Source organism: Bordetella bronchiseptica (assembly GCF_900636925.1).
Taxonomy (GTDB): domain Bacteria; phylum Pseudomonadota; class Gammaproteobacteria; order Burkholderiales; family Burkholderiaceae_B; genus Bordetella; species Bordetella pertussis.
In genome coordinates this window covers 2,986,221-3,008,226 of sequence record NZ_LR134326.1, presented here as the reverse complement: position 1 = coordinate 3,008,226, position 22,006 = coordinate 2,986,221, and the positions used below count along the sequence as shown (strand labels likewise).

At 66.4% G+C, this 22,006-nt stretch carries 19 protein-coding genes and 1 tRNA gene; all 20 read left to right on the top strand.

All coding sequences use genetic code 11. From position 1 onward, the window contains the following. The first annotated feature begins 172 nt into the window (after window positions 1–172). The 20 genes from ndk (at window position 173) to EL288_RS13890 (ending at window position 21,895) form a co-directional block, all read left to right on the top strand. Window positions 173–598 carry a nucleoside-diphosphate kinase gene (gene ndk, locus EL288_RS13985; protein WP_003810689.1) on the top strand — a complete coding sequence of 142 codons (426 nt, stop codon included), beginning with the start codon at window positions 173–175 and terminating at the stop codon, window positions 596–598. A 27-nt stretch (window positions 599–625) separates the two neighbouring features. Next, window positions 626–1,774 carry a 23S rRNA (adenine(2503)-C(2))-methyltransferase RlmN gene (gene rlmN, locus EL288_RS13980; RefSeq protein ID WP_033459826.1) on the top strand — a complete coding sequence of 383 codons (1,149 nt, stop codon included), beginning with the start codon at window positions 626–628 and terminating at the stop codon, window positions 1,772–1,774. Then, on the top strand, window positions 1,771–2,277 hold the full coding sequence (locus EL288_RS13975) for a helix-turn-helix domain-containing protein (RefSeq protein WP_003810693.1): 507 nt from the start codon (window positions 1,771–1,773) through the stop codon (window positions 2,275–2,277). Before rlmN ends, EL288_RS13975 begins: the two co-directional genes overlap by 4 nt. 6 nt (window positions 2,278–2,283) lie before the next feature. After that, window positions 2,284–3,585: a flavodoxin-dependent (E)-4-hydroxy-3-methylbut-2-enyl-diphosphate synthase gene (gene ispG, locus EL288_RS13970; protein ID WP_003810695.1), complete on the top strand. Its 1,302-nt coding sequence runs from the start codon at window positions 2,284–2,286 to the stop codon at window positions 3,583–3,585. A 52-nt stretch (window positions 3,586–3,637) separates the two neighbouring features. After that, entirely contained in the window at window positions 3,638–4,924 is a 1,287-nt protein-coding gene (gene hisS / locus EL288_RS13965) for a histidine--tRNA ligase (protein WP_003810698.1), read from the top strand. A 1-nt stretch (window position 4,925) separates the two neighbouring features. Further along, a complete protein-coding gene (locus tag EL288_RS13960) occupies window positions 4,926–5,564 on the top strand; it encodes a YfgM family protein (RefSeq protein WP_003810700.1) in 639 nt (212 codons plus the stop codon). A gap of 2 nt (window positions 5,565–5,566) precedes the next feature. Continuing rightward, entirely contained in the window at window positions 5,567–6,727 is a 1,161-nt protein-coding gene (gene bamB / locus EL288_RS13955; RefSeq protein WP_003810701.1) for an outer membrane protein assembly factor BamB, read from the top strand. A 26-nt stretch (window positions 6,728–6,753) separates the two neighbouring features. Next, a complete protein-coding gene (der, locus tag EL288_RS13950) occupies window positions 6,754–8,109 on the top strand; it encodes a ribosome biogenesis GTPase Der (RefSeq protein WP_003810703.1) in 1,356 nt (451 codons plus the stop codon). Window positions 8,110–8,112: 3 nt separating this feature from the next. Continuing rightward, complete coding sequence (gene hisC, locus EL288_RS13945; RefSeq protein WP_003810705.1) at window positions 8,113–9,183, top strand: histidinol-phosphate transaminase; 1,071 nt, start codon at window positions 8,113–8,115, stop codon at window positions 9,181–9,183. 138 nt (window positions 9,184–9,321) lie between these two features. Next, on the top strand, window positions 9,322–9,558 hold the full coding sequence (gene hfq, locus EL288_RS13940) for an RNA chaperone Hfq (RefSeq protein ID WP_003810707.1): 237 nt from the start codon (window positions 9,322–9,324) through the stop codon (window positions 9,556–9,558). An 87-nt stretch (window positions 9,559–9,645) separates the two neighbouring features. Beyond that, on the top strand, window positions 9,646–10,752 hold the full coding sequence (gene hflX, locus EL288_RS13935) for a GTPase HflX (protein WP_033447752.1): 1,107 nt from the start codon (window positions 9,646–9,648) through the stop codon (window positions 10,750–10,752). Then, window positions 10,718–12,022, top strand: a complete 1,305-nt coding sequence (gene hflK, locus EL288_RS13930) for an FtsH protease activity modulator HflK (RefSeq protein WP_010928767.1) — start codon at window positions 10,718–10,720, stop codon at window positions 12,020–12,022. The genes hflX and hflK overlap by 35 nt, the downstream gene beginning before the upstream one ends. Window positions 12,023–12,040: 18 nt before the next feature. Beyond that, a complete protein-coding gene (gene hflC / locus EL288_RS13925; RefSeq protein ID WP_003810713.1) occupies window positions 12,041–12,940 on the top strand; it encodes a protease modulator HflC in 900 nt (299 codons plus the stop codon). A gap of 183 nt (window positions 12,941–13,123) precedes the next feature. Then, a complete protein-coding gene (locus EL288_RS13920; protein WP_003810715.1) occupies window positions 13,124–14,281 on the top strand; it encodes an ATP phosphoribosyltransferase regulatory subunit in 1,158 nt (385 codons plus the stop codon). A 76-nt stretch (window positions 14,282–14,357) separates the two neighbouring features. After that, on the top strand, window positions 14,358–15,653 hold the full coding sequence (locus tag EL288_RS13915; protein ID WP_033448210.1) for an adenylosuccinate synthase: 1,296 nt from the start codon (window positions 14,358–14,360) through the stop codon (window positions 15,651–15,653). Window positions 15,654–15,766: 113 nt separating this feature from the next. After that, window positions 15,767–16,306, top strand: a complete 540-nt coding sequence (locus tag EL288_RS13910; protein ID WP_003810720.1) for a phosphoribosyltransferase — start codon at window positions 15,767–15,769, stop codon at window positions 16,304–16,306. A 277-nt stretch (window positions 16,307–16,583) separates the two neighbouring features. Further along, window positions 16,584–16,796, top strand: a complete 213-nt coding sequence (gene rpsU / locus EL288_RS13905; protein WP_006218592.1) for a 30S ribosomal protein S21 — start codon at window positions 16,584–16,586, stop codon at window positions 16,794–16,796. Between the two features lie 19 nt (window positions 16,797–16,815). Further along, the gene (gene dnaG / locus EL288_RS13900; protein ID WP_010926748.1) at window positions 16,816–18,846 is read left to right on the top strand and encodes a DNA primase; all 2,031 of its coding nucleotides are present in this window, start codon (window positions 16,816–16,818) and stop codon (window positions 18,844–18,846) included. A 678-nt stretch (window positions 18,847–19,524) separates the two neighbouring features. After that, window positions 19,525–21,807 (top strand): RNA polymerase sigma factor RpoD, encoded by a 2,283-nt coding sequence (gene rpoD / locus EL288_RS13895; protein ID WP_033448209.1) that lies wholly within the window; start codon window positions 19,525–19,527, stop codon window positions 21,805–21,807. A gap of 9 nt (window positions 21,808–21,816) precedes the next feature. Further along, window positions 21,817–21,895 (top strand) — tRNA-Ile (locus tag EL288_RS13890). Window positions 21,896–22,006 lie beyond the last annotated feature (111 nt).

Below are 22,006 nucleotides of genomic sequence, written 5' to 3'. Positions count from 1 at the left end.
TGCAGTCGCGAATCCTTGCTTTGACGTTCGGCCCGAGCCTTTCGGGCGTTTCGCGCGCCCATGGCGCAGGCCGCCCGCGGCGGCGCCCCCGGGTGCCCGGGCAGCAGGCTGCGCGGATTTGAGCGTCATAGCCCCTCGGAAATATATTCTTTAGTCAGATCCTGGAGTTTTCATGTCCATCGAACGCACCCTTTCGATCATCAAGCCCGATGCCGTCGCCAAGAACGTCGTCGGCCAGATCGTCGCCCGCTTCGAGCAGGCCGGCCTGAAAGTGATTGCCGCCCGCATGCAGCAACTGTCGCGCACCGACGCCGAGCGTTTCTACGCCGTGCACAAAGAGCGCCCCTTCTTCAAGGACCTGGTCGACTTCATGGTCTCGGGCCCGGTCTTCGTGCAAGTGCTCGAAGGCGAAAGCGCCATCCAGAAGAACCGCGACCTGATGGGCGCCACCGATCCCAAGAAGGCCGCGCCGGGCACCATCCGCGCCGACTTCGCCGACAGCATCGATGCCAATGCCGTGCACGGCTCGGACGCGCCCGAGACGGCCGCCGTCGAAGTGGCTTTCTTCTTTCCCGAAATCAACATCCACAGCCGTTGATTCCCGGATATAACGCCTGAACCGATCATGGAATCCGTCGAACGCGTCAATTTGCTGGGCCTGGATGGCGCCGCATTGTCCGAGCTGGTGGGGCAGTGGGGCGGCAAGCCGTTTCGCGCCCGGCAATTGCAGCGCTGGGTGCACCAGTGCGGCGCCGATTCGTTCGACGCCATGACCGACCTGGCGCGCGATTTCCGCGCGCAACTGGCGCGGGACTGCGTGATCGAGGCGCTGCCGGTCAATACCGAGCAGCGTTCGTCCGACGGCACGCGCAAGTGGCTGTTCGATGTCGGCCAGGGCAATGCCATCGAAACCGTTTTCATCCCCGAAGACGACCGCGGCACCCTGTGCATTTCCAGCCAGGCCGGCTGTGTGGTGAACTGCCGCTTTTGCTCCACGGGCCACCAGGGCTTCAACCGCAACCTGCGCGCCAGCGAGATCATCGGCCAGCTGTGGTGGGCCAAGCGCGTGCTCGAGGCGGCGGCCGATACCGCCCGGCTGCCCGGCGGCAAGGCCGGCGAGGACACGCGCGTCATCAGCAACGTGGTCATGATGGGCATGGGCGAACCCCTGCTCAACTACGACCAGGTCCTGCCCGCGTTGCGCCTGATGCTCGACGACAACGCCTATGGCCTGTCGCGGCGGCGCGTCACTGTCTCGACCTCGGGCGTGGTGCCCATGATGGACCGCCTGTCCCAGGATTGTCCGGTGGCGCTGGCCGTGTCCCTGCACGCGCCCAACGATGCGCTGCGCGACGAGCTGGTCCCGCTCAACAGGAAATACCCCTTGAACGCGCTGCTGGCTGCTTGCGAGCGCTATCTCGCCCATGCGCCGCGCGACTTCATCACCTTCGAATACTGCATGCTGGACGGCATCAACGATACCGACCAGCACGCCCGGGAACTGATCCAGCTGGCGCGCCAGGTGCGCTGCAAGCTGAACCTGATTCCCTTCAATCCTTTCCCGGCCTCCGGCCTGAAGCGCTCGCCGTCGGCGCGCGTCAGGGTATTCGCCCAGCGCCTCATGGATGCCGGCATCGTCACCACGGTGCGCAAGACGCGCGGCGACGATATCGACGCGGCCTGTGGCCAGCTGGCCGGCGAAGTGCGCGATCGCACGCGCATCACTGAACGCAACGCCACCCGAACCATTCCCATTCAACAGGTGCACGCATGACGCAGGATCCCGCTTCGGCCGCTTCGCCCGCCGCAATCGCTCCCGGTGCTGCGGCGCCTACGGTGGGTTCGGCGCTGCGGGCGCTGCGCCAGGCCAAGGGGTGGTCGCTCGAAGAGGTCTCAAGCCGCATCAAGTTCTCGACGCGCATGATCCAGGCGCTCGAAGAAGAGCGCTGGGAATCCCTGCCCAAGGGCGTGTCGCTGCGCGGCCTGGTGCGCAACTACGCCCGCATGCTGGGCGCCGACGCCCAGGCCGTGGTCGATTCGCTCGATCTCGAGGCGGCACGCACGCCCGCGCCGGCCCGGCCGGCGCCGCGCGGCGGACAGGGCCTGCGTCCGGCTGGCGTCAATATCTCCGTCGATGACGAGCGCTCCTCCGGCTCCTGGGGATGGCTGCTCGCCATCCTCGTGGTGGTCGCCGCCGCAGTGGCCTATGCTTTTTGGCAAGGCTGGCTGCCGCAGGAGTGGCTGCCGGCGCAATGGTTTTCTCCGGTGACCCAGTAACAACGGGTGCGATACATGCAAGATAGCTCTATGCCCTGCCAGGACGCGTCGCCGCCGGACGTCGGCGCGGCGCCGCGCCGCGCCACGCGCGCCGTGCGGGTGCAGTGGGGCGGGCGCACGGTCACCGTGGGCGGCAATGCCAGCGTGGTCGTGCAGTCCATGACCAATACCGACACCGCCGATGCGGTGGCCACCGCCATCCAGGTCAAGGAACTGGCCCAGGCCGGCTCCGAGATCGTGCGCATTACCGTCAACACCCCCGAGGCCGCGCGCGAAGTCGCCGCCATCCGCGAACAGCTCGATCGCATGGGCGTCGAGGTGCCGCTGGTGGGCGATTTCCACTACAACGGCCACAAGCTGCTGACGCAGTTTCCCGAGTGCGCGCAGGCGCTGTCCAAGTACCGCATCAACCCGGGCAACATGGGCGGCGGCAAGCGGCGCGACGACAATTTCGCCCAGATGATCGAAGTGGCGTGCCGCCACGACAAGCCCGTGCGCATCGGCGTGAACTGGGGCAGCCTCGATCACGAGCTGATGGCGCGCAAGATGGACGAGAACAGCCGGCGCGCGCAGCCCTGGGAAGCCCAGGCCGTCATGCGCGACGCCCTGGTGGTGTCGGCCATCAGCAATGCGCGCCGCGCCGAGGAGCTCGGCCTGCGCTCCGACGCCATCGTGCTGTCGTGCAAGGTCAGCCATGTGCAGGACCTGATCGCCGTCTACCGCGACCTGTCCGCGCGCTGCGACTATCCGCTGCACCTGGGCCTGACCGAAGCCGGCATGGGCAGCAAGGGCATCGTCGCTTCCACAGCGGCGCTGGCGGTGCTGCTGCAAGAGGGCATCGGCGATACCATCCGCATCTCGCTCACGCCCGAACCGGGCGGAGACCGGACCCGCGAAGTCATCGTGGCGCAGGAAATCCTGCAGACCATGGGCTTGCGCGCGTTCACGCCCATGGTGGTGGCGTGTCCGGGCTGCGGGCGCACCAGCAGCACCTTCTTCCAGGAACTGGCCGACAGCATCCAGTCGTTCCTGCGCCGGCAGATGCCCTTGTGGCGCACGCGCTACCCCGGCGTCGAGAGCATGAATGTCGCGGTGATGGGCTGTGTGGTCAACGGGCCGGGCGAAAGCCGGCACGCCGACATCGGCATCAGCCTGCCCGGCACGGGCGAGGTGCCCGCCGCGCCGGTTTTCATCGACGGCGAGCGCACGGTCACGCTCAAGGGCGACCATATCGCCGAAGAATTCCAGGCCATCGTCGAAGACTACGTCGCGCGCCGCTACGGCGCCGGCATCACTCATCAGGAATAAGGGACCAAGCCGCCAGGCCCTCTTCGATGCGGGTGTGGTGGGCATGACGAAGATGACGCAAGTTTTCCAGAAAGTCTCCGCCATCCGGGGCATGAACGACGTGCTGCCCGGGCCCAGCGCCCGCTGGGAAAAATTCGAAGAAATCGTGCGTGGCTGGCTGCGCAGCTACGGTTATCGCAATGTGCGCACGCCGGTGCTCGAGCACACCAGGCTGTTTGCCCGGGGCATTGGCGAAGTTACGGACATCGTCGAAAAAGAGATGTACACCTTCACGGACGCGCTCAACGGCGACTCGCTGACGATGCGTCCCGAGATGACCGCCGGCATCGTGCGCGCCAGCATCGAACACAACATGCTGTACGACCGGCCGCACCGGGTCTACGCGATCGGCCCCGTGTTCCGCCACGAGCGTCCGCAGCGGGGGCGCTACCGCCAGTTCCACCAGATCGACGTCGAGGCGCTGGGCTTTGCCGGCCCCGATGTCGATGCCGAAATGATCGTCATGCTGGCCCGGCTCTGGAAGCTGCTGGGCCTGCAGGACGTGCGCCTGGAGCTGAACTCGCTGGGCCAGCCGGCCGAGCGCGCCGCCCACCGCGCCGCACTGATCGAGCATCTGGAGCGCCACCAGGACATCCTCGACGAGGACGGCCGGCGCCGCATGTACAGCAACCCCTTGCGGGTGCTGGACACCAAGAACCCTGCCATGCAGGAAATGGCTGATAGCGCCCCGCGCCTGTTCGATTTCCTCGGAGAGGAATCGCGCAGCCATTTCGACGGCCTGTGCCAGCGCCTGGCCGACGCGGGTATCGAATACCGCCTCAATCCGCGCCTGGTGCGCGGGCTGGATTACTACAACCTGACCGTGTTCGAGTGGGTGACCGATCGCCTGGGCGCGCAAGGCACGGTCTGCGGGGGCGGGCGCTATGACGGCCTGGTCGAGCTGCTGGGCGGCAAGCCGGCGCCGGCGGTGGGCTTCGCCATCGGCATGGAGCGCCTGCTCGACCTCTGGGAGCAAAGCGTCGAGATCGAACAGCCGGCCGAGTGCGAGGTCTACATCGTGCACCAGGGCGAGGAAGGCCAGCGGCTGGCGGCCCGGGTGGGCGAACAGCTGCGCGACGCCGGCCTGGATGTCATCGTGCACGCGGGCGCGGCCGGCTTCAAGGCGCAATTCAAGCGCGCCGACGCCAGCGGCGCGCGTATTGCGGTTATTCTTGGCGGCGACGAAGTGGCCAGCCGCACCGCCAGCATCAAGCACTTGCGCGGGCAGGTCGGCGCCGACGCGGCGCAGCAGCAGGTGCCGCTGGCGCAGTTGGCCGATGTTTTGAAATCCAAGGGTTAGCATGGCATACGATCTCGAAGAACAGGAAAAACTCGACGCAATCCGGGCCTGGTGGGCGCGTTACGGCACGCTGATCCTGACGCTGGCCACGCTGGTGGTGCTGGCATGGGGCGGCTGGTCGGGCTGGAAGGCCTACCAGAACTACCGCGCCAACCAGGCCATGGGCTATTTCGAGGCGCTCGAGGACGCCGCCCGCCTGGGCGGCGCCGATGCCGCCACGCGCATCAAGGCCGCGGCCGCCACGCTGCGCACCGACTATCCGGCCACCGGCTACGCCGGCCGCGGCGCGTTGATCGCGGCCCAGGCGCTGCAGAGCCAGCAGGACGTCGACGGCGCGCGCGAGCAGCTCGAATGGCTGGCCGCGCAGGCCAAGCAGCCGGCCCTGCAGCCGGTGGCCCGCTTGCGCCTGGCCGGCATCCTGCTGGACCAGAAGCAATACGACGCTGCGCTTGCGCAGCTGAACAACCCGCCGGCTTCCTTCGCGGCCTTGTTCGCCGACCGGCGCGGCGACGTGCTGGCCGCGCAAGGCAAGCGCGATGAAGCGCGCGCGGCGTGGCAGAGCGCGATCGACGGGCTGGGAACCAGCAACCCGTTGACGCAGGTCGTGCAACTGAAACTCGATGCCTTGAGCGGAGCCTGATCTTGATGCGTAATTCCCGCCCCGGCCGCGCATGGCGCGGCGCCGTCGTGCTGACGGGCCTGCTGGCCCTGAGCGGCTGCTCGATGTTCTCCAGCGACGACGATCGCTACAAACCGGCCGAGCTCACGCAATATGCGCCCGGCATGTCGGTGCGCACCGCCTGGACCGCCTCGGTCGGCAGCGGCTCGGGCCTGGGCTTCGCGCCCACGGTGCTGGGCGAGTCGATCTACGCCGCCACGCCCGACGGGTCGGTCGGCAAGTTCGACCTGCTCAGCGGCCGGGCCATCTGGAAGTCCTCGGCCGACGCCAAGCTGTCGGCGGGCGCCGGCAGCGACGGCCAGACCACCGCGGTGGCCACGCCCGACGGCGAGGTCATTGCCTTCGACGATACGGGCAAGATCAAATGGCGCGCCCGCGCCACCAGCGACGTCGCCATCCCGCCGGTGGTCGGCTATGGAGTGGTCGTGGTGCGCAGCGGCGATTACCGCATCCAGGCCTTCAACGCCGAGAACGGCGAGCGCATGTGGAGCATGCAGCGGCCGGGTCCGGCGCTGGCGCTGCGCAGCGCCGCGCAGATGGTGCTGGCCGAAGGCCTGGTCATCAGCGGCCTGCCGGGCGGCAAGCTGCTGGCCATCAACAGCGCCACCGGCAACGTCCAATGGGAAGGCACGGTGGCCACGCCGCGCGGCGCCAGCGACCTGGAGCGCCTGACCGACGTGGTGGGCGCGCCGCGCATCGCCGGCCGCCTGATGTGCGCGGTCGCCTACCAGGGCCGTATCGTGTGCTTCGACGTATCGGCGGGCGGACGCCCCATCTGGGCCAAGGATTTCTCCAGCGCCAGCGGCATGGTCATCGACGACCGCTTCGCCTACGCGCCCGACCAGGGCAGCGTGGTCAGCGCCTTCGCGCTGGACAGCGGCAACAATGTCTGGAAACAGGCCGAGTTGAAGAATCGCCTGCTGACCGCGCCGGCCTTGCTCGGCGAGGCCGTGGCGGTGGGCGATTTCGAAGGCTATGTCCATTTCCTGTCGCGTAGCGACGGCCGCCTGCTGGCGCGGCTGTCGGTGGGTGGGGGCGCCATCGTCTCGCCGCCGCAGACCACCTCCCAGGGCGTGCTGGTGCAAACCGGCAATGGCAGCCTGGTGATGGTTCGCGCCAACTGAACTTTTCCTATAGCAAGCCTCATACCGTGTCTTTCAAGCCTGTCGTTGCCCTGGTCGGCCGTCCCAATGTGGGCAAGTCGACCCTCTTCAACCGCCTGACGCGCTCTCGCGCGGCGCTGGTGGCCGATTTCTCCGGCCTGACCCGCGACCGCCACTACGGCGAGGGCAGGGTGGGCGACACGCCCTTCCTGGTGATCGACACGGGCGGCTTCGAACCGGTCGCCAAGGACGGCATCCTGGCCGAGATGGCGCGCCAGACGCGCCAGGCCATCGCCGAAGCCGATGTGGTGGTGTTCCTGGTCGATGCGCGGGCGGGCGTCAATGCGCACGACCACGAGATCGCGCGCCTGCTGCGCAAATCCGGCCAGCAGCGCGTGCTGCTGGCGGTCAACAAGGCCGAAGGCATGGGCGTGGGCAATGCCACCGGCGATTTCCACGAGCTGGGCCTGGGCGAGCCGCATCCGATTTCGGCCGCGCACGGCGACGGCATCGTCGACCTGATCGAGATCGCCTTGAGCGGCCTGGTCGCGCCGCCGGCCGACACCGGCGAGCAGCTCGAGCAGGATGTCGTCGACCACCGCATCAAGCTGGCCATCGTCGGCCGGCCCAACGTGGGCAAGTCCACCCTGATCAATACGCTGCTGGGCGAAGAGCGCGTGATCGCCTTCGACATGCCCGGCACCACGCGCGACGCGATCGAGATCGACTTCGAGCGCGACGGCAGGAAGTACACCCTGATCGACACCGCCGGCCTGCGCAAGCGCGGCAAGGTGTTCGAGGCGATCGAGAAGTTCTCGGTCATCAAGACGCTGCAGGCCATCGAGGCCAGCAACGTGGTGCTGCTGATGATCGACGCGCAGGCCGAAGTGTCCGAGCAGGACGCCCACATCGCCGGCTTCGTGCTGGAGACCGGCCGCGCCGTGGTGGTGGCCATCAACAAATGGGACGGCCTGGACAGTGACCAGCGCGAGCGCATCGAGCGGGAGTTCCAGCGCAAGCTGCGCTTCCTCGGCTTTGCGCGCATGCACACCATTTCGGCGCTCAAGGGGCAGGGCGTCAAGCCCTTGCTGAAGTCCGTCAACGCCGCGCACGCGGCGGCTTTCGCCAAACTGTCCACGCCGCGGCTGACGCGCGAATTGCAGGCCGCCGTCGAGCAGCAGCCGCCGCCGCGCAAGGGTATTTTCCGGCCCAAGATGCGCTACGCGCACCAGGGCGGACAGAACCCGCCCCTGATCGTGATCCATGGCAACGCGCTGGACGCGGTGCCCGATTCGTACCGCCGCTATCTGGAGACGCGCTTTCGCAATGCCTTCGACCTGGCCGGTACGCCGCTGCGCATCGAGTTCAAGTCGTCGCGCAACCCCTACGTCCAGGAAAACTGATCCATGAGCCGCTACTGGAGTCCCGTGGTCGGGACGCTCAGTCCCTATGTTCCAGGCGAGCAGCCCAAGCTGCCGGACCTGATCAAGCTGAATACCAACGAGAACCCGTACGGGCCGTCGCCCAAGGCGCTGCAGGCCATTGCCGCGGCGGCCGGCGACACGCTCAGGCTGTATCCGGATCCGGCCTCGGACGACCTGCGCGGCGCGATTGCCGCGGCCGTCGGGGTGCAGGCCGACCAGGTATTCGTGGGCAATGGTTCGGACGAGGTGCTGGCGCACGTCTTCATGGCGCTGTTCAGGCACGGCCGGCCGGTGCGTTTCCCGGATATCAGCTACAGCTTTTATCCCGTCTACTGCGGCCTGTACGAGATTCCCTATCAGGTCGTGCCGCTGACCGATGACTTCCGCATCGATCCGGCCGACTACCAGCCCGGTGGCCAGGCCGCGGGCGGGATCATCTTTCCCAATCCCAATGCCCCGACCGGCCGCGCCCTGGCGCGCGACGAGGTCGAGCGCATCGTGACCGCCAACCCCGATACCGTCGTGGTGGTGGACGAGGCCTATGTCGACTTCGGCGCCGAGTCGGTCGCGCCGCTGGTCGATCGCCACGACAACCTGCTGGTGGTCCAGACCTTGTCCAAGTCGCGCTCGCTTGCCGGCCTGCGAGTCGGTTTCGCGCTGGGCAGCCGGGCGCTTATCGACGGCCTGGAGCGGGTCAAGAACAGCTTCAATTCCTACCCCATAGACCGGCTGGCGTCGGCGGGCGCGCAGGCCGCCATGCAGGACCAGGCGTATTTCGACCGGACGCGCCAGGCCGTGATGGCCACGCGCGAGCGCATGAGCGCCGATCTGCGGGCGCTGGGTTTCGACGTGCTGCCTTCGGCGGCCAATTTCGTGTTCGCGCGGCACCCGGAGCATGATGCGGCGCAGCTGGCCGCCCGGCTGCGCGAGCGCAGCATCCTGGTGCGCCACTTCCGGCAGGCCCGTATCGATCAATTCCTGCGTATCACGGTGGGTACGGACGCCCAATGCGAGGCATTGATCGGCGCGCTGAAGAAAATTTTTTCGTCGTGACGCGCACTGGGGAATTTCCTGAAAACTCTGGTGTCATATTTGCGTATATCGCAAGTGGCACCGCCCGGGAAAACCCTGTAGAGTACTGATTTCGGCGCACTGTGCCGTCACTTAAAACAAACAAATGGAGCCTGGCCAATGAGCAATAAAGGGCAAACTTTGCAAGATCCGTTTCTGAACACGCTGCGCAAGGAACACGTGCCCGTGTCCATCTACCTGGTAAACGGCATCAAGCTTCAGGGGCAGATCGAATCGTTCGACCAGTATGTCGTGCTGCTGCGCAATACCGTGACCCAGATGGTGTACAAGCATGCCATCTCCACCGTGGTGCCGGCGCGCGCCGTCAATTTCCAGGTGGAAGTTCCCGCTGAATAATCGCCTCGCTCCAGCATTACCCTTGATTGCCCGCCGCGCGGCCAGCGCCGGCGGGCATTTTCGCTTTGGCTCCAAAATGGTGCATGTATGCGCGCACTGATCATCAGCGTCGATCTCGGCAATCCTGACTACCCGGCCCACGCCGAGGAGTTCGCCATGCTGGCCAAGGGCGCCGGCGCCGAGATCGTCGGCACGCTGACGGCGCGGCGCGACCGGCCCGACGCCAAGTTCTTCATCGGTTCAGGCAAGGTCGAGGAGGGCGTGGCGATGGCCGGCGCGCTGCTGGCCGACATCATCCTGTTCGACCAGCCGCTGTCGCCGGCGCAGCAGCGCAACCTCGAGCGCGAATTCAACCTGCGCGTGGTCGATCGCGTGGCATTGATCCTGGATATCTTCGCGCTGCGCGCCAAGAGCCACGAAGGCAAGCTGCAGGTCGAGCTGGCCCAGCTGCAGCACCTGGCCACGCGCCTGACGCGCATGTGGAGCCACCTGGAGCGGCAGCGCGGCGGTATCGGCATGCGCGGCCCGGGCGAGGCGCAGCTCGAAATGGACCGCCGCATGATCGGCGCCAAGGTCAAGGTGCTGCGCGAGCGCCTGGATCGGGTCGAGCGCCAGCGGGTCACGCAGCGCCGGGCGCGGGCGCGCGGCGGCGCGCTGTCGGTCTCGCTGGTGGGCTATACCAACGCCGGCAAGTCCACGCTGTTCAACGCCATGACGCGCGCCGGCGCCTATGCCGCAGACCAGCTGTTCGCCACCCTCGATACCACCACGCGGCGCATCTGGATCGACGGCGCCGGGTCGGTGGTGCTGTCGGACACGGTCGGGTTCATCCGCGACCTGCCTCACAACCTGATCGCGGCATTCCGTGCCACGCTCGAGGAAACCGTGCATGCCGACCTGTTGCTGCACGTGGTCGACGCGGCCAGCGCGCAGCGCGACGAGCAGATCGCCGAGGTCGACAAAGTGCTGGCCGAGATCGGCGCGGCGCAGATTCCGACCATTCTGGTATACAACAAGATCGACCGCGCGGGCCTGGAGCCACGGGTCGACCGCGACGCCCATGGTACGATTGCGCGAGTATTCGTAAGCGCTACCGAGCGCGCCGGTCTGGATGCGTTGCGCGGGGCAATTGCAGAGATCGGCCAGATTGTGGGAAACAATGTCTCGAATCACCAAACTCTTCAATCTGAATGACCCCGGCTGGGGCCGTGGCAACAATAACGGCAACGGCTCCGAGCCGCCGCGACGTCCACAGGGCGGCGGCGACGGTCCACCCGATCTCGACGAGGTCTGGCGCGACTTCAACAATCGCATAGGCGCATTGTTCGGCCGCAAGGGCGGAGGGGGCAACAATCGCCCCAACAACCGCGGCGGCATGACGCCGCCTTCGCCGCGCGGCGCCCGCATCGGCCTGGGCATCATCGCCCTGGTGCTGGTGCTGCTGTGGCTGGCCAGCGGATTCTTCATCGTCCAGGAAGGCCAGGTCGCGGTCGTCACCCAGTTCGGCAAGTACAAGAGCACCGCGCCGGCGGGCTTCCAGTGGCGCATGCCTTACCCGATCCAGAACCACGAAATGGTCAACGTGTCGCAGCTGCGCACGTTCGAGGTGGGCTTTCGCGGCGGTTCGCGCAACAAGGTGCTGCCCGAGGCCTTGATGCTGACCACCGACGAGAACATCGTCGACATGCAATTCGTGGTGCAGTACCGCCTGCGCGCCGACGGCGCGCCCGACTACCTGTTCAAGATGCGCGACCCGGACGAATCCGTGCGCCAGGCGGCGGAGACCGCCATGCGCGAAATCGTCGGCAAGAAGCCGATGGACTTCGTGCTCTATGAAGGCCGTACCGAAGTCGCCGCCGAAGTGCAGAATCTCATGCAGCAGATCCTGGACCGCTACAGCGCCGGCATCCAGATCAGCACGGTCGCCATCCAGAACGTCCAGCCGCCCGAACAGGTGCAGGCCGCGTTCGACGACGCCGTCAAGGCGGGCCAGGACCGCGAGCGCCAGATCAACGAAGGCCAGGCGTACGCCAACCAGGTCGTGCCGCTGGCCAGCGGCCAGGCCTCGCGCATGATCGAGCAGGCCGAGGGCTACAAGGCCAAGGTGATCGGCGATGCGCAGGGTAATGCCTCGCGCTTCTCGTCCATCCTCAACGAGTACGAGAAGGCGCCCCAGGTCATGCGTGAACGCCTGTACCTGGAAACCATGCAGGAAGTCTTCACGCGCGCCAGCAAGGTCATGGTCGATACCAAGGGCGGCAACAACATGTTGTACCTGCCGCTGGACAAGATCATGCAGCAGGCCGCGCAAGACGCCGGCAAGCCGACCTCCTCCAGCCTGGGCCTGCCCGGCGCGAACCAGCCGGCGATTCCGCAGGCGCCGGCGCGCGGTTCGGCCAGCGGCCAGTCTTCATCCGGCAGCAGCACCAGCAACACGCTGCCTCGCGACCGCATGTCGCGCTAACCCGGAGGAGTCCCCAACATGCAACGTCTCATGCCCATCCTGGTCGGACTGCTCGTCGTCCTGGCCGTCCTGTCTTCATGCGTCTTCGTGGTCCGCGAGCGCGACTACGCCCTGGTGTTCTCGCTGGGCGAGGTGCGCCAGGTCATCAGCGAGCCGGGCCTGTATTTCAAGGCGCCGCCGCCGTTCCAGAACGTCGTCACGCTGGACAAGCGCATCCTCACCATCGAGTCCAGCGATGCCGAGCGCATCCAGACCTCCGAGAAGAAGAACCTGCTGATCGACTCGTACGTCAAGTGGCGCATCGCCGATCCGCGCCTGTACTACGTGACCTTCGGCGGCAACGAGCGCGCCGCCCAGGAGCGCCTGCAGGCGCAGATCCGCGACGCGCTGAACGCGGCGGTCAACGTGCGCACGGTCAAGGACGTGGTGTCGGCCGAGCGTGACAAGGTCATGGCCGAAATCCTCACCAACGTCGCCAAGCGCGCCGAGCCGCTGGGCGTGCAGGTGGTCGACGTGCGCCTGCGCCGCATCGAGTTCGCGCCCGAGATTTCCGAGTCGGTCTATCGCCGCATGGAAGCCGAGCGCACCCGCGTGGCCAACGAGCTGCGTTCGATCGGCGCGGCCGAAAGCGAGAAGATCCGCGCCGAGGCCGACCGCCAGCGCGAGGTCATCGTGGCCCAGGCCTATGCGCGCGCCCAGGGCATCATGGGCGAGGGCGACGCCCAGGCCGGCAGCATCTACGCCCAGGCCTTCGGCCGCAATACCGAGTTCTACACCTATTACAAGAGCCTGGAAGCCTATCGCGCCGCGTTCGGCAAAACCGGTGACGTATTGGTGGTCGATCCGACGTCGGAGTTCTTCCAGTTCTTCAAGAACCCCGGCAAGGGCGCGGCGGGCGCCCCGGCACCGGCGAATTGACGCCGGCGCGGTAAAGTAGGGCGGTTCGGGACAACCCCTAGGAACAGGGTGCCGATCCATGTACAATACCGCGTAAGCTAGAAAACATTCCGCATACGGCTGAGCGGGCTTACGCCCTCTCAGCCGTTTTTCGTTTGGGCAACGCCCGCGCATGTTCCGGGCGTGATTCAGGTATAGAAATCCATGGGTAACTGGTTGCTGCCCGAAGGCCTTGCCGACGTTCTACCGGCCGAGGCCCGGCGCATCGAGGAACTGCGTCGCGAATTGCTCGATCTCTACCGTACCTACGGTTTCGAGCTGGTCGCGCCGCCGCTGGTCGAATACATCGATTCGCTGCTGTCGAGTACCGGCAGCGATCTGAATCTGCGCACCTGCAAGCTGGTCGACCAGCTGTCCGGTCGCACCCTGGGCGTACGCGCGGATATGACCTCGCAGGTCACGCGCATCGACGCCCATCTGCTCAACCGTGCCGGCGTGACGCGCCTGTGCTACTGCGGCAGCGTCCTGCACGCGCGTCCGGCCGACCTGCTGTCGAGCCGCGAATTGCTGCAGATCGGCGCCGAAATCTACGGCCATGCCGGCTTCGAGGCCGACCTGGAAATCATCCAGCTGGTCATGGACACGCTGGCCACCGCCGGCGTGCGCAATGCCCGCCTGGACCTGTGCCATTCGGGCGTGATGCGCGCCATTTTCGACGCCGACCCGCAGGCCTCGCGCCATGCCGGCGACCTGTGCACGCTGCTGCGCGAGAAGGACGTGCCGGGGCTGGCCGAACTGGCGAGCCGTGTCGACGGGCTGGGCGAGGATACCGTGCGCGCGCTGCAGGCGCTGGCCACGCTGTATGGCGGGCCCGAGATCATCGCCCGGGCGCGGCGCGAGCTGCCGGCGGTGCCCGGCATGGCGCAGGCGCTGGACGCCCTGCAGGCCCTGGTCGATGCCATGCCTGGCGTCACGCTCAGCGTGGACCTGGCCGACGTCGGCGGATATGGCTATCACTCCGGCGTGACCTTCGCGGTGTACGGCGAAGACTGGCACGACGCGCTGGTGCGCGGCGGCCGCTACGACGATGTCAGCCGCGCTTTCGGCCGGGCCCGTCCGGCCACCGGTTTCAGTCTCGACCTGCGCAAGCTGGCGGCGGGCCTGACGCCTGCCGAGCCGGCGCGCGCCGTGCGCGCCCCTTGGGGACAAGACCCCGCCCTGACCGACGCGGTGCGTCGTTTGCGCCGGTCGGGCGAAATCGTCGTTCAGGTACTGCCCGGTCACGAGCAGGGCCTGGACGAATTCGTTTGCGATCGCGAGCTGGCGCTGCAGGATGGCGCCTGGACGGTCAGAACGCTGTGACTAACTCCCTCCCGGCAACGGGAGGGCCGCGGGGAGATTTCCGGATTTCCCGAGAAACTCGATATTGATTCGTAAAATGAGCAAGAACGTAGTTGTGATCGGCACCCAGTGGGGTGACGAGGGCAAAGGCAAGATCGTCGACTGGCTGGCCGAGTCCGTGCAGGGCGTGGTGCGCTTCCAGGGCGGCCACAATGCCGGCCACACGCTGTGGATCAACGGCAAGAAGACCATTCTGCGCCTGATCCCGTCGGGCATCATGCATGACGGCGTCACGTGCTTCATCGGCAATGGCGTGGTGCTGTCGCCCGAAGCGCTGCTCAGGGAAATCGAAGAGCTCGAGGCGGCCGGCCTGGACGTCCGTTCGCGCCTGCAGGTCTCCGAGATCTGCACGCTGATCCTGCCGTACCACGTGGCCGTCGACAAGGCGCGCGAGGCGCGCAAGGGCGAGGGCAAGATCGGCACCACCGGCCGCGGCATCGGCCCGGCCTACGAAGACAAGGTCGCGCGCCGCGCCCTGCGGGTGCAGGACCTCTTCAACCCGGCGCTGTTCGACGAGAAGCTGGCCGAGGTGCTCGATTACCACAACTTCGTGCTGACCCAGTACCTGGGCGCCGAGCCCGTGTCGGCCAACGAAGTGCGCGATCAGGCCATGGCCCTGGCGCCGGCCCTCGCGCCCATGGTGCGCGATGTCTCGAGCAACCTGTTCGCGCTCCAGCAGGAAGGCAAGAACCTGCTGTTCGAAGGCGCGCAGGGCGCGCTGCTCGACGTCGACCACGGCACCTACCCGTTCGTCACCAGCAGCAACTGTGTGGCGGGCGCGGCGTCGGCCGGCGCCGGCGTCGGTCCGCAAGCGTTGCAGTACGTGCTGGGCATCACCAAGGCCTACACGACCCGCGTCGGATCGGGGCCGTTCCCCACGGAGCTGGTCGACGAGATCGGCACGCGCCTGGCCACCATCGGCAAGGAGTTCGGTTCGGTCACCGGCCGTCCGCGCCGTTGCGGCTGGTTCGACGGCGCCGCGCTGAAGCGCTCGGTGCGCCTGAACGGCATTTCCGGCCTGTGCATCACCAAGCTGGACGTGCTCGACGGCCTGGAAACCATCCAGCTGGGCGTGGGTTATCGCGTCAACGGCGAATTCCGCGACGTGCTGCCGTACGGCGCGCACGCCGTGGCGCAGGCGCAGGCGGTGCTCGAAGAACTGCCGGGCTGGACCGAGTCCACCGTCGGCATCACCGAGTACAGCAAGCTGCCGGTCAACGCGCGCCGCTATCTCGAGCGCGTGGCCGAAGTGTGTGGCGTGCCGATCGACCTGGTGTCGACCGGGCCCGACCGCAACGAAACCATCGTGCTGCGCCACCCCTTCAAGGGGTAGGGCGCCGCGGGCCGCGCCCCGTTGTGGCGCGGCCTCGGTTATTATTCGCCAGGCCGCCGCGGGTCGTTCCGCAGGCGGCCTTGTCATTTTCTTTTGCAGGGAGATATCCGCCTATGAGCTCGCCGAGCAGTGACGATAGCCATTTGTGGGTGACCTGGGATGATTACCACCGCCTGATCGAGCGTCTGGCGCTGCAGGTGTACCAGTCCGGCTGGCAATTCGACCAGATCCTGTGCCTGGCGCGCGGCGGCGTGCGGGTCGGCGATGTGATGTCCCGGATTTTCGACGTGCCGCTGGGCATTCTGGCCACCAGCAGCTATCGCGAGGCGGCCGGCACCAAGCAGGGCGACCTGGATATCGCCCAGTTCATCACCATCACGCGCGGCACCTTGTCCGGGCGGGTGTTGCTGGTGGACGACATGGTCGATACCGGCCATACCTTCAACAAAGTGCATACCCATCTGAGCGAGCAGTTCCCCGCCATTTCCGAGTTGCGCAGCGCCGTGCTGTGGTGGAAGGGGCATTCGCAGGCCACGCCCGACTACTTTGTCGACAAATTGCCCACCAACCCGTGGATCCACCAGCCATTCGAGGACTACGACAGCCTGCGTCCGCACCAGCTTGAAGCCTGGATCCGGAAAGGCTACAAATAGAAGGCGGCCCGGCCGGGGCGCCCAGCCAGGGCCCCTCAGGGGCTGCCCCTGGGCAGAATGGCGTCAATCGTGCTAGAATCGCTGGTTATCGCTAAACCGAACCTGGCGTCTTGTTTCCTGGTAATACCAGGGGTGGCGGGAAACGCTGGTTGGGCTGTGCTACTGATGCGGCAAGTTGTCTTAGCTTGTCGCCATGGGCGCATAGCCGCGGCAGCCAAGCCAGGTTAGTGGTCAACCCGTTACCCACTTATTGCTATCCATAAAGGCCAACCACTTTATGCCTATCGTTCGACTGAAGGAAAACGAACCGTTTGAAGCCGCGCTGCGTCGCTTCAAGCGCACCATCGAGAAAACCGGCTTGCTCACCGAACTGCGTTCGCGCGAGTTCTACGAGAAGCCCACGGCCGAGCGCAAGCGCAAGCACGCCGCCGCGGTGAAGCGCCACTACAAGCGGATTCGTAGCCAGCAACTGCCCCCGCGCCTGTATTGATGCCTGATTCCCGAATCTATTGATTCCAGAATCATTCATCCAGGATTTGCTCGCCCGGGTCGACGTCGTTGACGTCGTCGGGCGATATGTGCAGCTGCGCAAGGGTGGGGCCAACCTGCTTGGCCTTTGCCCGTTTCACAACGAAAAAAGCCCGTCGTTCACTGTCAGTCCGACCAAGCAGTTCTATCACTGTTTCGGTTGCGGCGCCCACGGCAGTGCCATCACCTTCCTGATGGAGCATACGGGCGCGAGTTTCCCCGAGGCCGTACGCACGTTGGCGGCCGCCGTGGGGCTCACGGTTCCCGAAGAAAACCGCAGTCCTCGCCAGCAGGCCGAATCGGCCCGCCGCAAGGCCGAGGTGTCGCGCCATACGCAGGTGCTCGACGCCGCGCAGGCGCACTACCTGCGCCAGTTGCGCGGCTCGCCGCAAGCCATTGCCTACCTCAAGCAGCGCGGGCTGACCGGCGAGATCGCCGCCCATTTCGGGCTGGGCTGGTCGGGCACCGACCGCCATGGCCTGTCCCATGTGTTCGACAACTACGAGGATCCCGTGCTGGTGGAAGCCGGCCTGGTGATCGAGTCGGAGGACGGGCGACGCTACGACCGCTTCCGCGAACGCGTGATGTTTCCCATCCGCAATGCGCGCGGCAGCCTGATCGGCTTTGGCGGGCGCATCATCGGCAAGGGCGAGCCCAAATACCTCAACTCGCCCGAGACCCCGCTGTTTTCCAAGGGCCATGAACTCTATGGCCTGTGGGAGGCTCGCCTGGCCATACGCCAGGAGGGCCAGGTCGTGGTGGTCGAGGGCTACATGGACGTCGTGGGGCTGGCGCAGCAGGGCATCGCCAACGCGGTGGCCACGCTGGGCACGTCGACCACGCCCGACCATGTGAAGAAGCTGCTGCGCGCCAGCGACAAGGTGATTTTCAGCTTCGACGGCGACGCCGCCGGCCGGCGTGCCGCCTGGCGGGCCCTGCAGGCCTGCCTGCCGGTGCTGCGCGACGATATCGCCATCCGCTTCCTGTTCCTGCCTGCCGAGCACGATCCGGACTCGTATGTGCGAGAGCTGGGCGCCGAAGCGTTTCGTACCCGCCTGGGCGAAGCCGTGGCGCTGTCGCGCTTTCTGCTCGACGAGCTGGCCTCGCGCCATACCATGGGCGAGGCCGAGGGGCGGGCCAGTTGCCTGCACGAGGCCAAGCCGCTGCTGGCCGCCATCCCCGAGTGCGCGCTGCGCGTGCAGATCGAACGCGAGCTGGCGCGCCTGGTGCAGCTCACGCCCGAGGAAATGGCCCAGGTGCTGGCCCAGCAACCCGCCCGGCCGCTCGTTTCGGCCGCCGCGCCGGCCCAGGCGTCCGCGCCGGCTGCTGGCCGCGAGGGCGGGCCGGGGCATGCCGACGAGGCGCCGCCGGACTGGGCGTTCGAGCCGGTGCACGACTTCGAACCCGATGCCTATTCCGTTGGCGCCGTCGACGGGGAGCCGGGCATGCCGGCCGCGGGCGGCTGGCAGGAGCGCAAGGGCAGGCAGGGCGGCGACTGGAAGGGCAAGAAGGGCGACTGGAAAGGCAAGAAGGGCGACTGGAAGGGGCGCCGCGACAATGATACGGGTGGTTACGAAGGCCGCCGTACCATGCCGTCGCTGGCCAGGCGGCTGCTGTGCCTGCTGCTGGCCCACCCCGAGCTGGTCGATACCATGGGTGACCAGCAGCTTGAAGTTATCGACCATGGCCCCCATTTAGGACTGGTAAGGGACCTGATCCTGCTGGCGCAGACCAGTGGCGCGCGCCATGTGGGCGCGCTGATGGAGGCTGCCGACCCGGATTCCGATCTCTACGTGGTGCTCAAGGGCCTGCGCGCCGATGTCCTGGCCCAGGAAGACCTGCCGCACCCGCAGACCGAATGGGACGACGCGCTGCGGCGCATGGAGTTCGACGCGGCTCGCGCCGAAATGGCGAAACTGGCCGAAAGCGGCCTGGCGACCGACGAGGCGCGCCGGCGCTACCTGGAACTGTCGAGCAGAATCATGGTCTTAAAGAATGCCGGGGCACATTAATTGCGGTAAGATCGAGGGTTTTCGCTTAAAGGCGAAATTGCGGTTTTGAGTGTTGCCCTTCGGGTGCCGCGCCGGGTGTTTTTCTGACCCGCGGAATGCGGACGGAAGTGGCGGCATCGAATTGAATATGGCACTGGCGAGCGGGCGCTTGGCGTTTGCCGCGGGTGTGCAGGGATGGACGAGTACCGGCTGACGCGCGGTGCGCAGGGTCATGGCGGGTGGCGGCATTCATGTGCCGGGCCGGCGCATGGCCTTTTGCGGTTTGCGGCGCGGCAGCCCTGAGGTCCGTCCCTGATATGTTACAAACGTATTAGCAGGAGGCAGGTTCAGCAGTCTGGCGTGGACATTGTCCCGCGGCATTGCAGTCGGGTGTTGTGTTTGGAGAGCAGCGAAGGGCAGTGCCCATTGAGCTGACCAGGCCTGTAACAGGCGAGACAACCCCGCGCGTTGCCCGGCATGCCCGCCAGGTGGCATGGCGTACCGGCGCGTCTTTGGGCCCAAGGGCCAGAAAGGACGCGCCACGGCCCGCAGGCGGGCCGGGCTGCGACACCAGCGCAGCGCGTCGTGCCGGCGAACCGGCCTTGTTTTACCCGATGTCAACGTGTTTCGTGCGATGCTCGAAAACGCGTTCATGCGGTGCAATGACCCCAATGGGTTGCGACGACCACGGAAGCGACTATGACCAAATCCACAGGCAAATCCCCCTCTGCAATCGATGCGGCAACTGCCCAATCCACGACGGCCAAGCGTGCTGCAAGCATGGCGGCGGAAAAGGCCCCTGCCAAGACTGCGGTGAAGGTCGCCAAGCCCGCTGCCAAGACGGCCGCCAAGAAGACGGCCACCAAGACGGTCGCGGCCAAGACGGCTGCCGCCGACAAGCCGGCCAAGACCACCAAGGCGCGCGCCAAGAAGGCCGAAGACAAGCTGGCCGACCTGGTCGGCGCCGCGCGTCCGGCGCCCAGCGGCCGCCGTCCCGGCCGCCCCGCGAAGAACGCCAACAACGATAGCGATGCTTTCGACGACTCCATGGACGGCGAAGGCGAAGTGCTGCCCGACCTGAAGCCGCCCAAGCGCGGCGGCAAGCGCGGCAAGGCCGATCCCAAGGATCTGATCGCCCGTGGCCCCGTCTCGCCCGAAGAATACGAAGCGCGCCGCAATCGCCTCAAGCAGCTGATCAAGCTGGGCAAGGACCGCGGCTACCTGACCTACGGCGAAATCAACGACCACCTGCCCGACGACCTGGTCGACGCCGAAGCGATCGACGGCATCATCAGCACCTTCAGCGACATGGGGATCGCGGTCTATGACCAGGCCCCCGACGCCGAAACCCTGCTGATGAGCGAGAACGCGCCGGTTGCCTCCAACGACGACGATGTCGAGGACGAGGCCGAGGCCGCCCTCACCACCGTGGACTCCGACTTCGGCCGGACCACCGACCCCGTGCGCATGTACATGCGCGAAATGGGCTCGGTCGAGCTGCTCACGCGCGAAGGCGAAATCGAAATCGCCAAGCGGATCGAGGACGGCCTCAAGCACATGGTGATGGCCATCTCGGCTTGTCCCACCACCATCAACGAAATCCTCGCCCACATCACGCGCGTGCGTGAAGGCCAGGCCCAGATCGACGAAGTGGTCGATGGCCTGGTCGACCCCGAAGACGGCGAGGAATACGCCGGCGCCGGCGTGACCGCCGACGAGGACGAAGCCGATGACGGCCCGGCCGGCGGCATGTCCAGCAAGCAGCTGGAAGACCTGCGCGTCAAGGCCCTGGCCAAGTTCGACGAGGTGAGCAAGCAGTTCGAGAAGATGCGCCAGTCCTATGAGAAGGAAGGCTATAAGTCGGACGCCTATCTCAAGGCCCAGGACATCATCCAGACCGAACTCATGGGCATCCGCTTCACGGCCAAGATGGTCGAGAAGCTGGCCGATACCCTGCGCGCCCAGGTCGAGGAAGTACGCCAGCTCGAACGCGCGGTGCTGCATACCTGCGTCGACCGCGCCGGCATGCCCCGCTCGCACTTCCTCAAGGCCTTTCCCGGCAACGAGACCAACTTGCAGTGGGTGCTGGACGAAGTCGCCGCCGCCCATGCCTACAGCGAAACCCTCGAACGCCAGATCCCGGCCGTACAGGAACTGCAGCAGAAGCTGATCGACCTGCAGACGCGCGTCGTGCTGCCGCTGAAGGACCTCAAGGACGTCAACAAGCGCATGGCCACCGGCGAAGCCAAGGCCCGCAAGGCCAAGCGCGAAATGACCGAGGCCAACCTGCGCCTGGTGATCTCCATCGCCAAGAAGTACACCAACCGTGGCCTGCAGTTCCTGGACCTGATCCAGGAAGGCAACATCGGCCTGATGAAGGCGGTGGACAAGTTCGAATACCGGCGCGGCTACAAGTTCTCGACCTACGCCACGTGGTGGATTCGCCAGGCCATTACGCGCTCCATCGCCGACCAGGCGCGCACCATCCGGATTCCGGTCCACATGATCGAAACGATCAACAAGATGAACCGGATCAGCCGTCAGATCCTGCAGGAAACCGGCGCCGAGCCGGATCCCGCGACCCTGGCGCAGAAGATGGACATGCCCGAGGACAAGATCCGCAAGATCCTGAAGATCGCCAAGGAGCCGATCTCCATGGAAACGCCCATCGGTGACGACGACGACTCGCACCTGGGCGATTTCATCGAGGACACCGCTACCCTGGCGCCTTCCGACGCGGCGCTGCACGGCTCGATGCGCGATGTGGTCAAAGAAGTGTTAGACTCGCTCACCCCGCGCGAGGCCAAGGTGCTGCGCATGCGTTTCGGCATCGAAATGAGCACCGACCAGACGCTGGAAGAGGTGGGCAAGCAGTTTGACGTCACGCGCGAGCGCATCCGTCAAATAGAGGCCAAAGCGCTGCGCAAGCTGCGCCACCCCAGCCGCGCCGACAAGCTGAAGAGCTTCCTCGAAGGGCAGTAAACATTTCCTGGGCCTCTAGCTCATGCCTGGTTAGAGCAGCGGACTCATAATCCGTTGGTGCCGAGTTCGACTCTCGGGGGGCCTACCAAAAAGGCCTGAGTATTCAGGCATTTACAGCCGCCAGCAATGGCGGCTGTTTTCTTTTTCGCGTCCGTCCGGCTCGGTCCCTGGACGCCGGAAACCGGAAGTGGCTTGCGAT

What these genes read in the sequence shown, in the direction of transcription:
- ndk (WP_003810689.1), top strand. Translation starts at nt 173, where the DNA reads ATGTCCATCGAACGCACCCTTTCGATCATCAAGCCCGATGCCGTCGCC.
- rlmN (WP_033459826.1), top strand. Translation starts at nt 626, where the DNA reads ATGGAATCCGTCGAACGCGTCAATTTGCTGGGCCTGGATGGCGCCGCA.
- EL288_RS13975 (WP_003810693.1), top strand. Translation starts at nt 1,771, where the DNA reads ATGACGCAGGATCCCGCTTCGGCCGCTTCGCCCGCCGCAATCGCTCCC.
- hisS (WP_003810698.1), top strand. Translation starts at nt 3,638, where the DNA reads ATGACGCAAGTTTTCCAGAAAGTCTCCGCCATCCGGGGCATGAACGAC.
- EL288_RS13960 (WP_003810700.1), top strand. Translation starts at nt 4,926, where the DNA reads ATGGCATACGATCTCGAAGAACAGGAAAAACTCGACGCAATCCGGGCC.
- hisC (WP_003810705.1), top strand. Translation starts at nt 8,113, where the DNA reads ATGAGCCGCTACTGGAGTCCCGTGGTCGGGACGCTCAGTCCCTATGTT.
- hfq (WP_003810707.1), top strand. Translation starts at nt 9,322, where the DNA reads ATGAGCAATAAAGGGCAAACTTTGCAAGATCCGTTTCTGAACACGCTG.
- hflX (WP_033447752.1), top strand. Translation starts at nt 9,646, where the DNA reads ATGCGCGCACTGATCATCAGCGTCGATCTCGGCAATCCTGACTACCCG.
- hflK (WP_010928767.1), top strand. Translation starts at nt 10,718, where the DNA reads ATGTCTCGAATCACCAAACTCTTCAATCTGAATGACCCCGGCTGGGGC.
- hflC (WP_003810713.1), top strand. Translation starts at nt 12,041, where the DNA reads ATGCAACGTCTCATGCCCATCCTGGTCGGACTGCTCGTCGTCCTGGCC.
- EL288_RS13920 (WP_003810715.1), top strand. Translation starts at nt 13,124, where the DNA reads ATGGGTAACTGGTTGCTGCCCGAAGGCCTTGCCGACGTTCTACCGGCC.
- EL288_RS13915 (WP_033448210.1), top strand. Translation starts at nt 14,358, where the DNA reads ATGAGCAAGAACGTAGTTGTGATCGGCACCCAGTGGGGTGACGAGGGC.
- EL288_RS13910 (WP_003810720.1), top strand. Translation starts at nt 15,767, where the DNA reads ATGAGCTCGCCGAGCAGTGACGATAGCCATTTGTGGGTGACCTGGGAT.
- rpsU (WP_006218592.1), top strand. Translation starts at nt 16,584, where the DNA reads ATGCCTATCGTTCGACTGAAGGAAAACGAACCGTTTGAAGCCGCGCTG.
- rpoD (WP_033448209.1), top strand. Translation starts at nt 19,525, where the DNA reads ATGACCAAATCCACAGGCAAATCCCCCTCTGCAATCGATGCGGCAACT.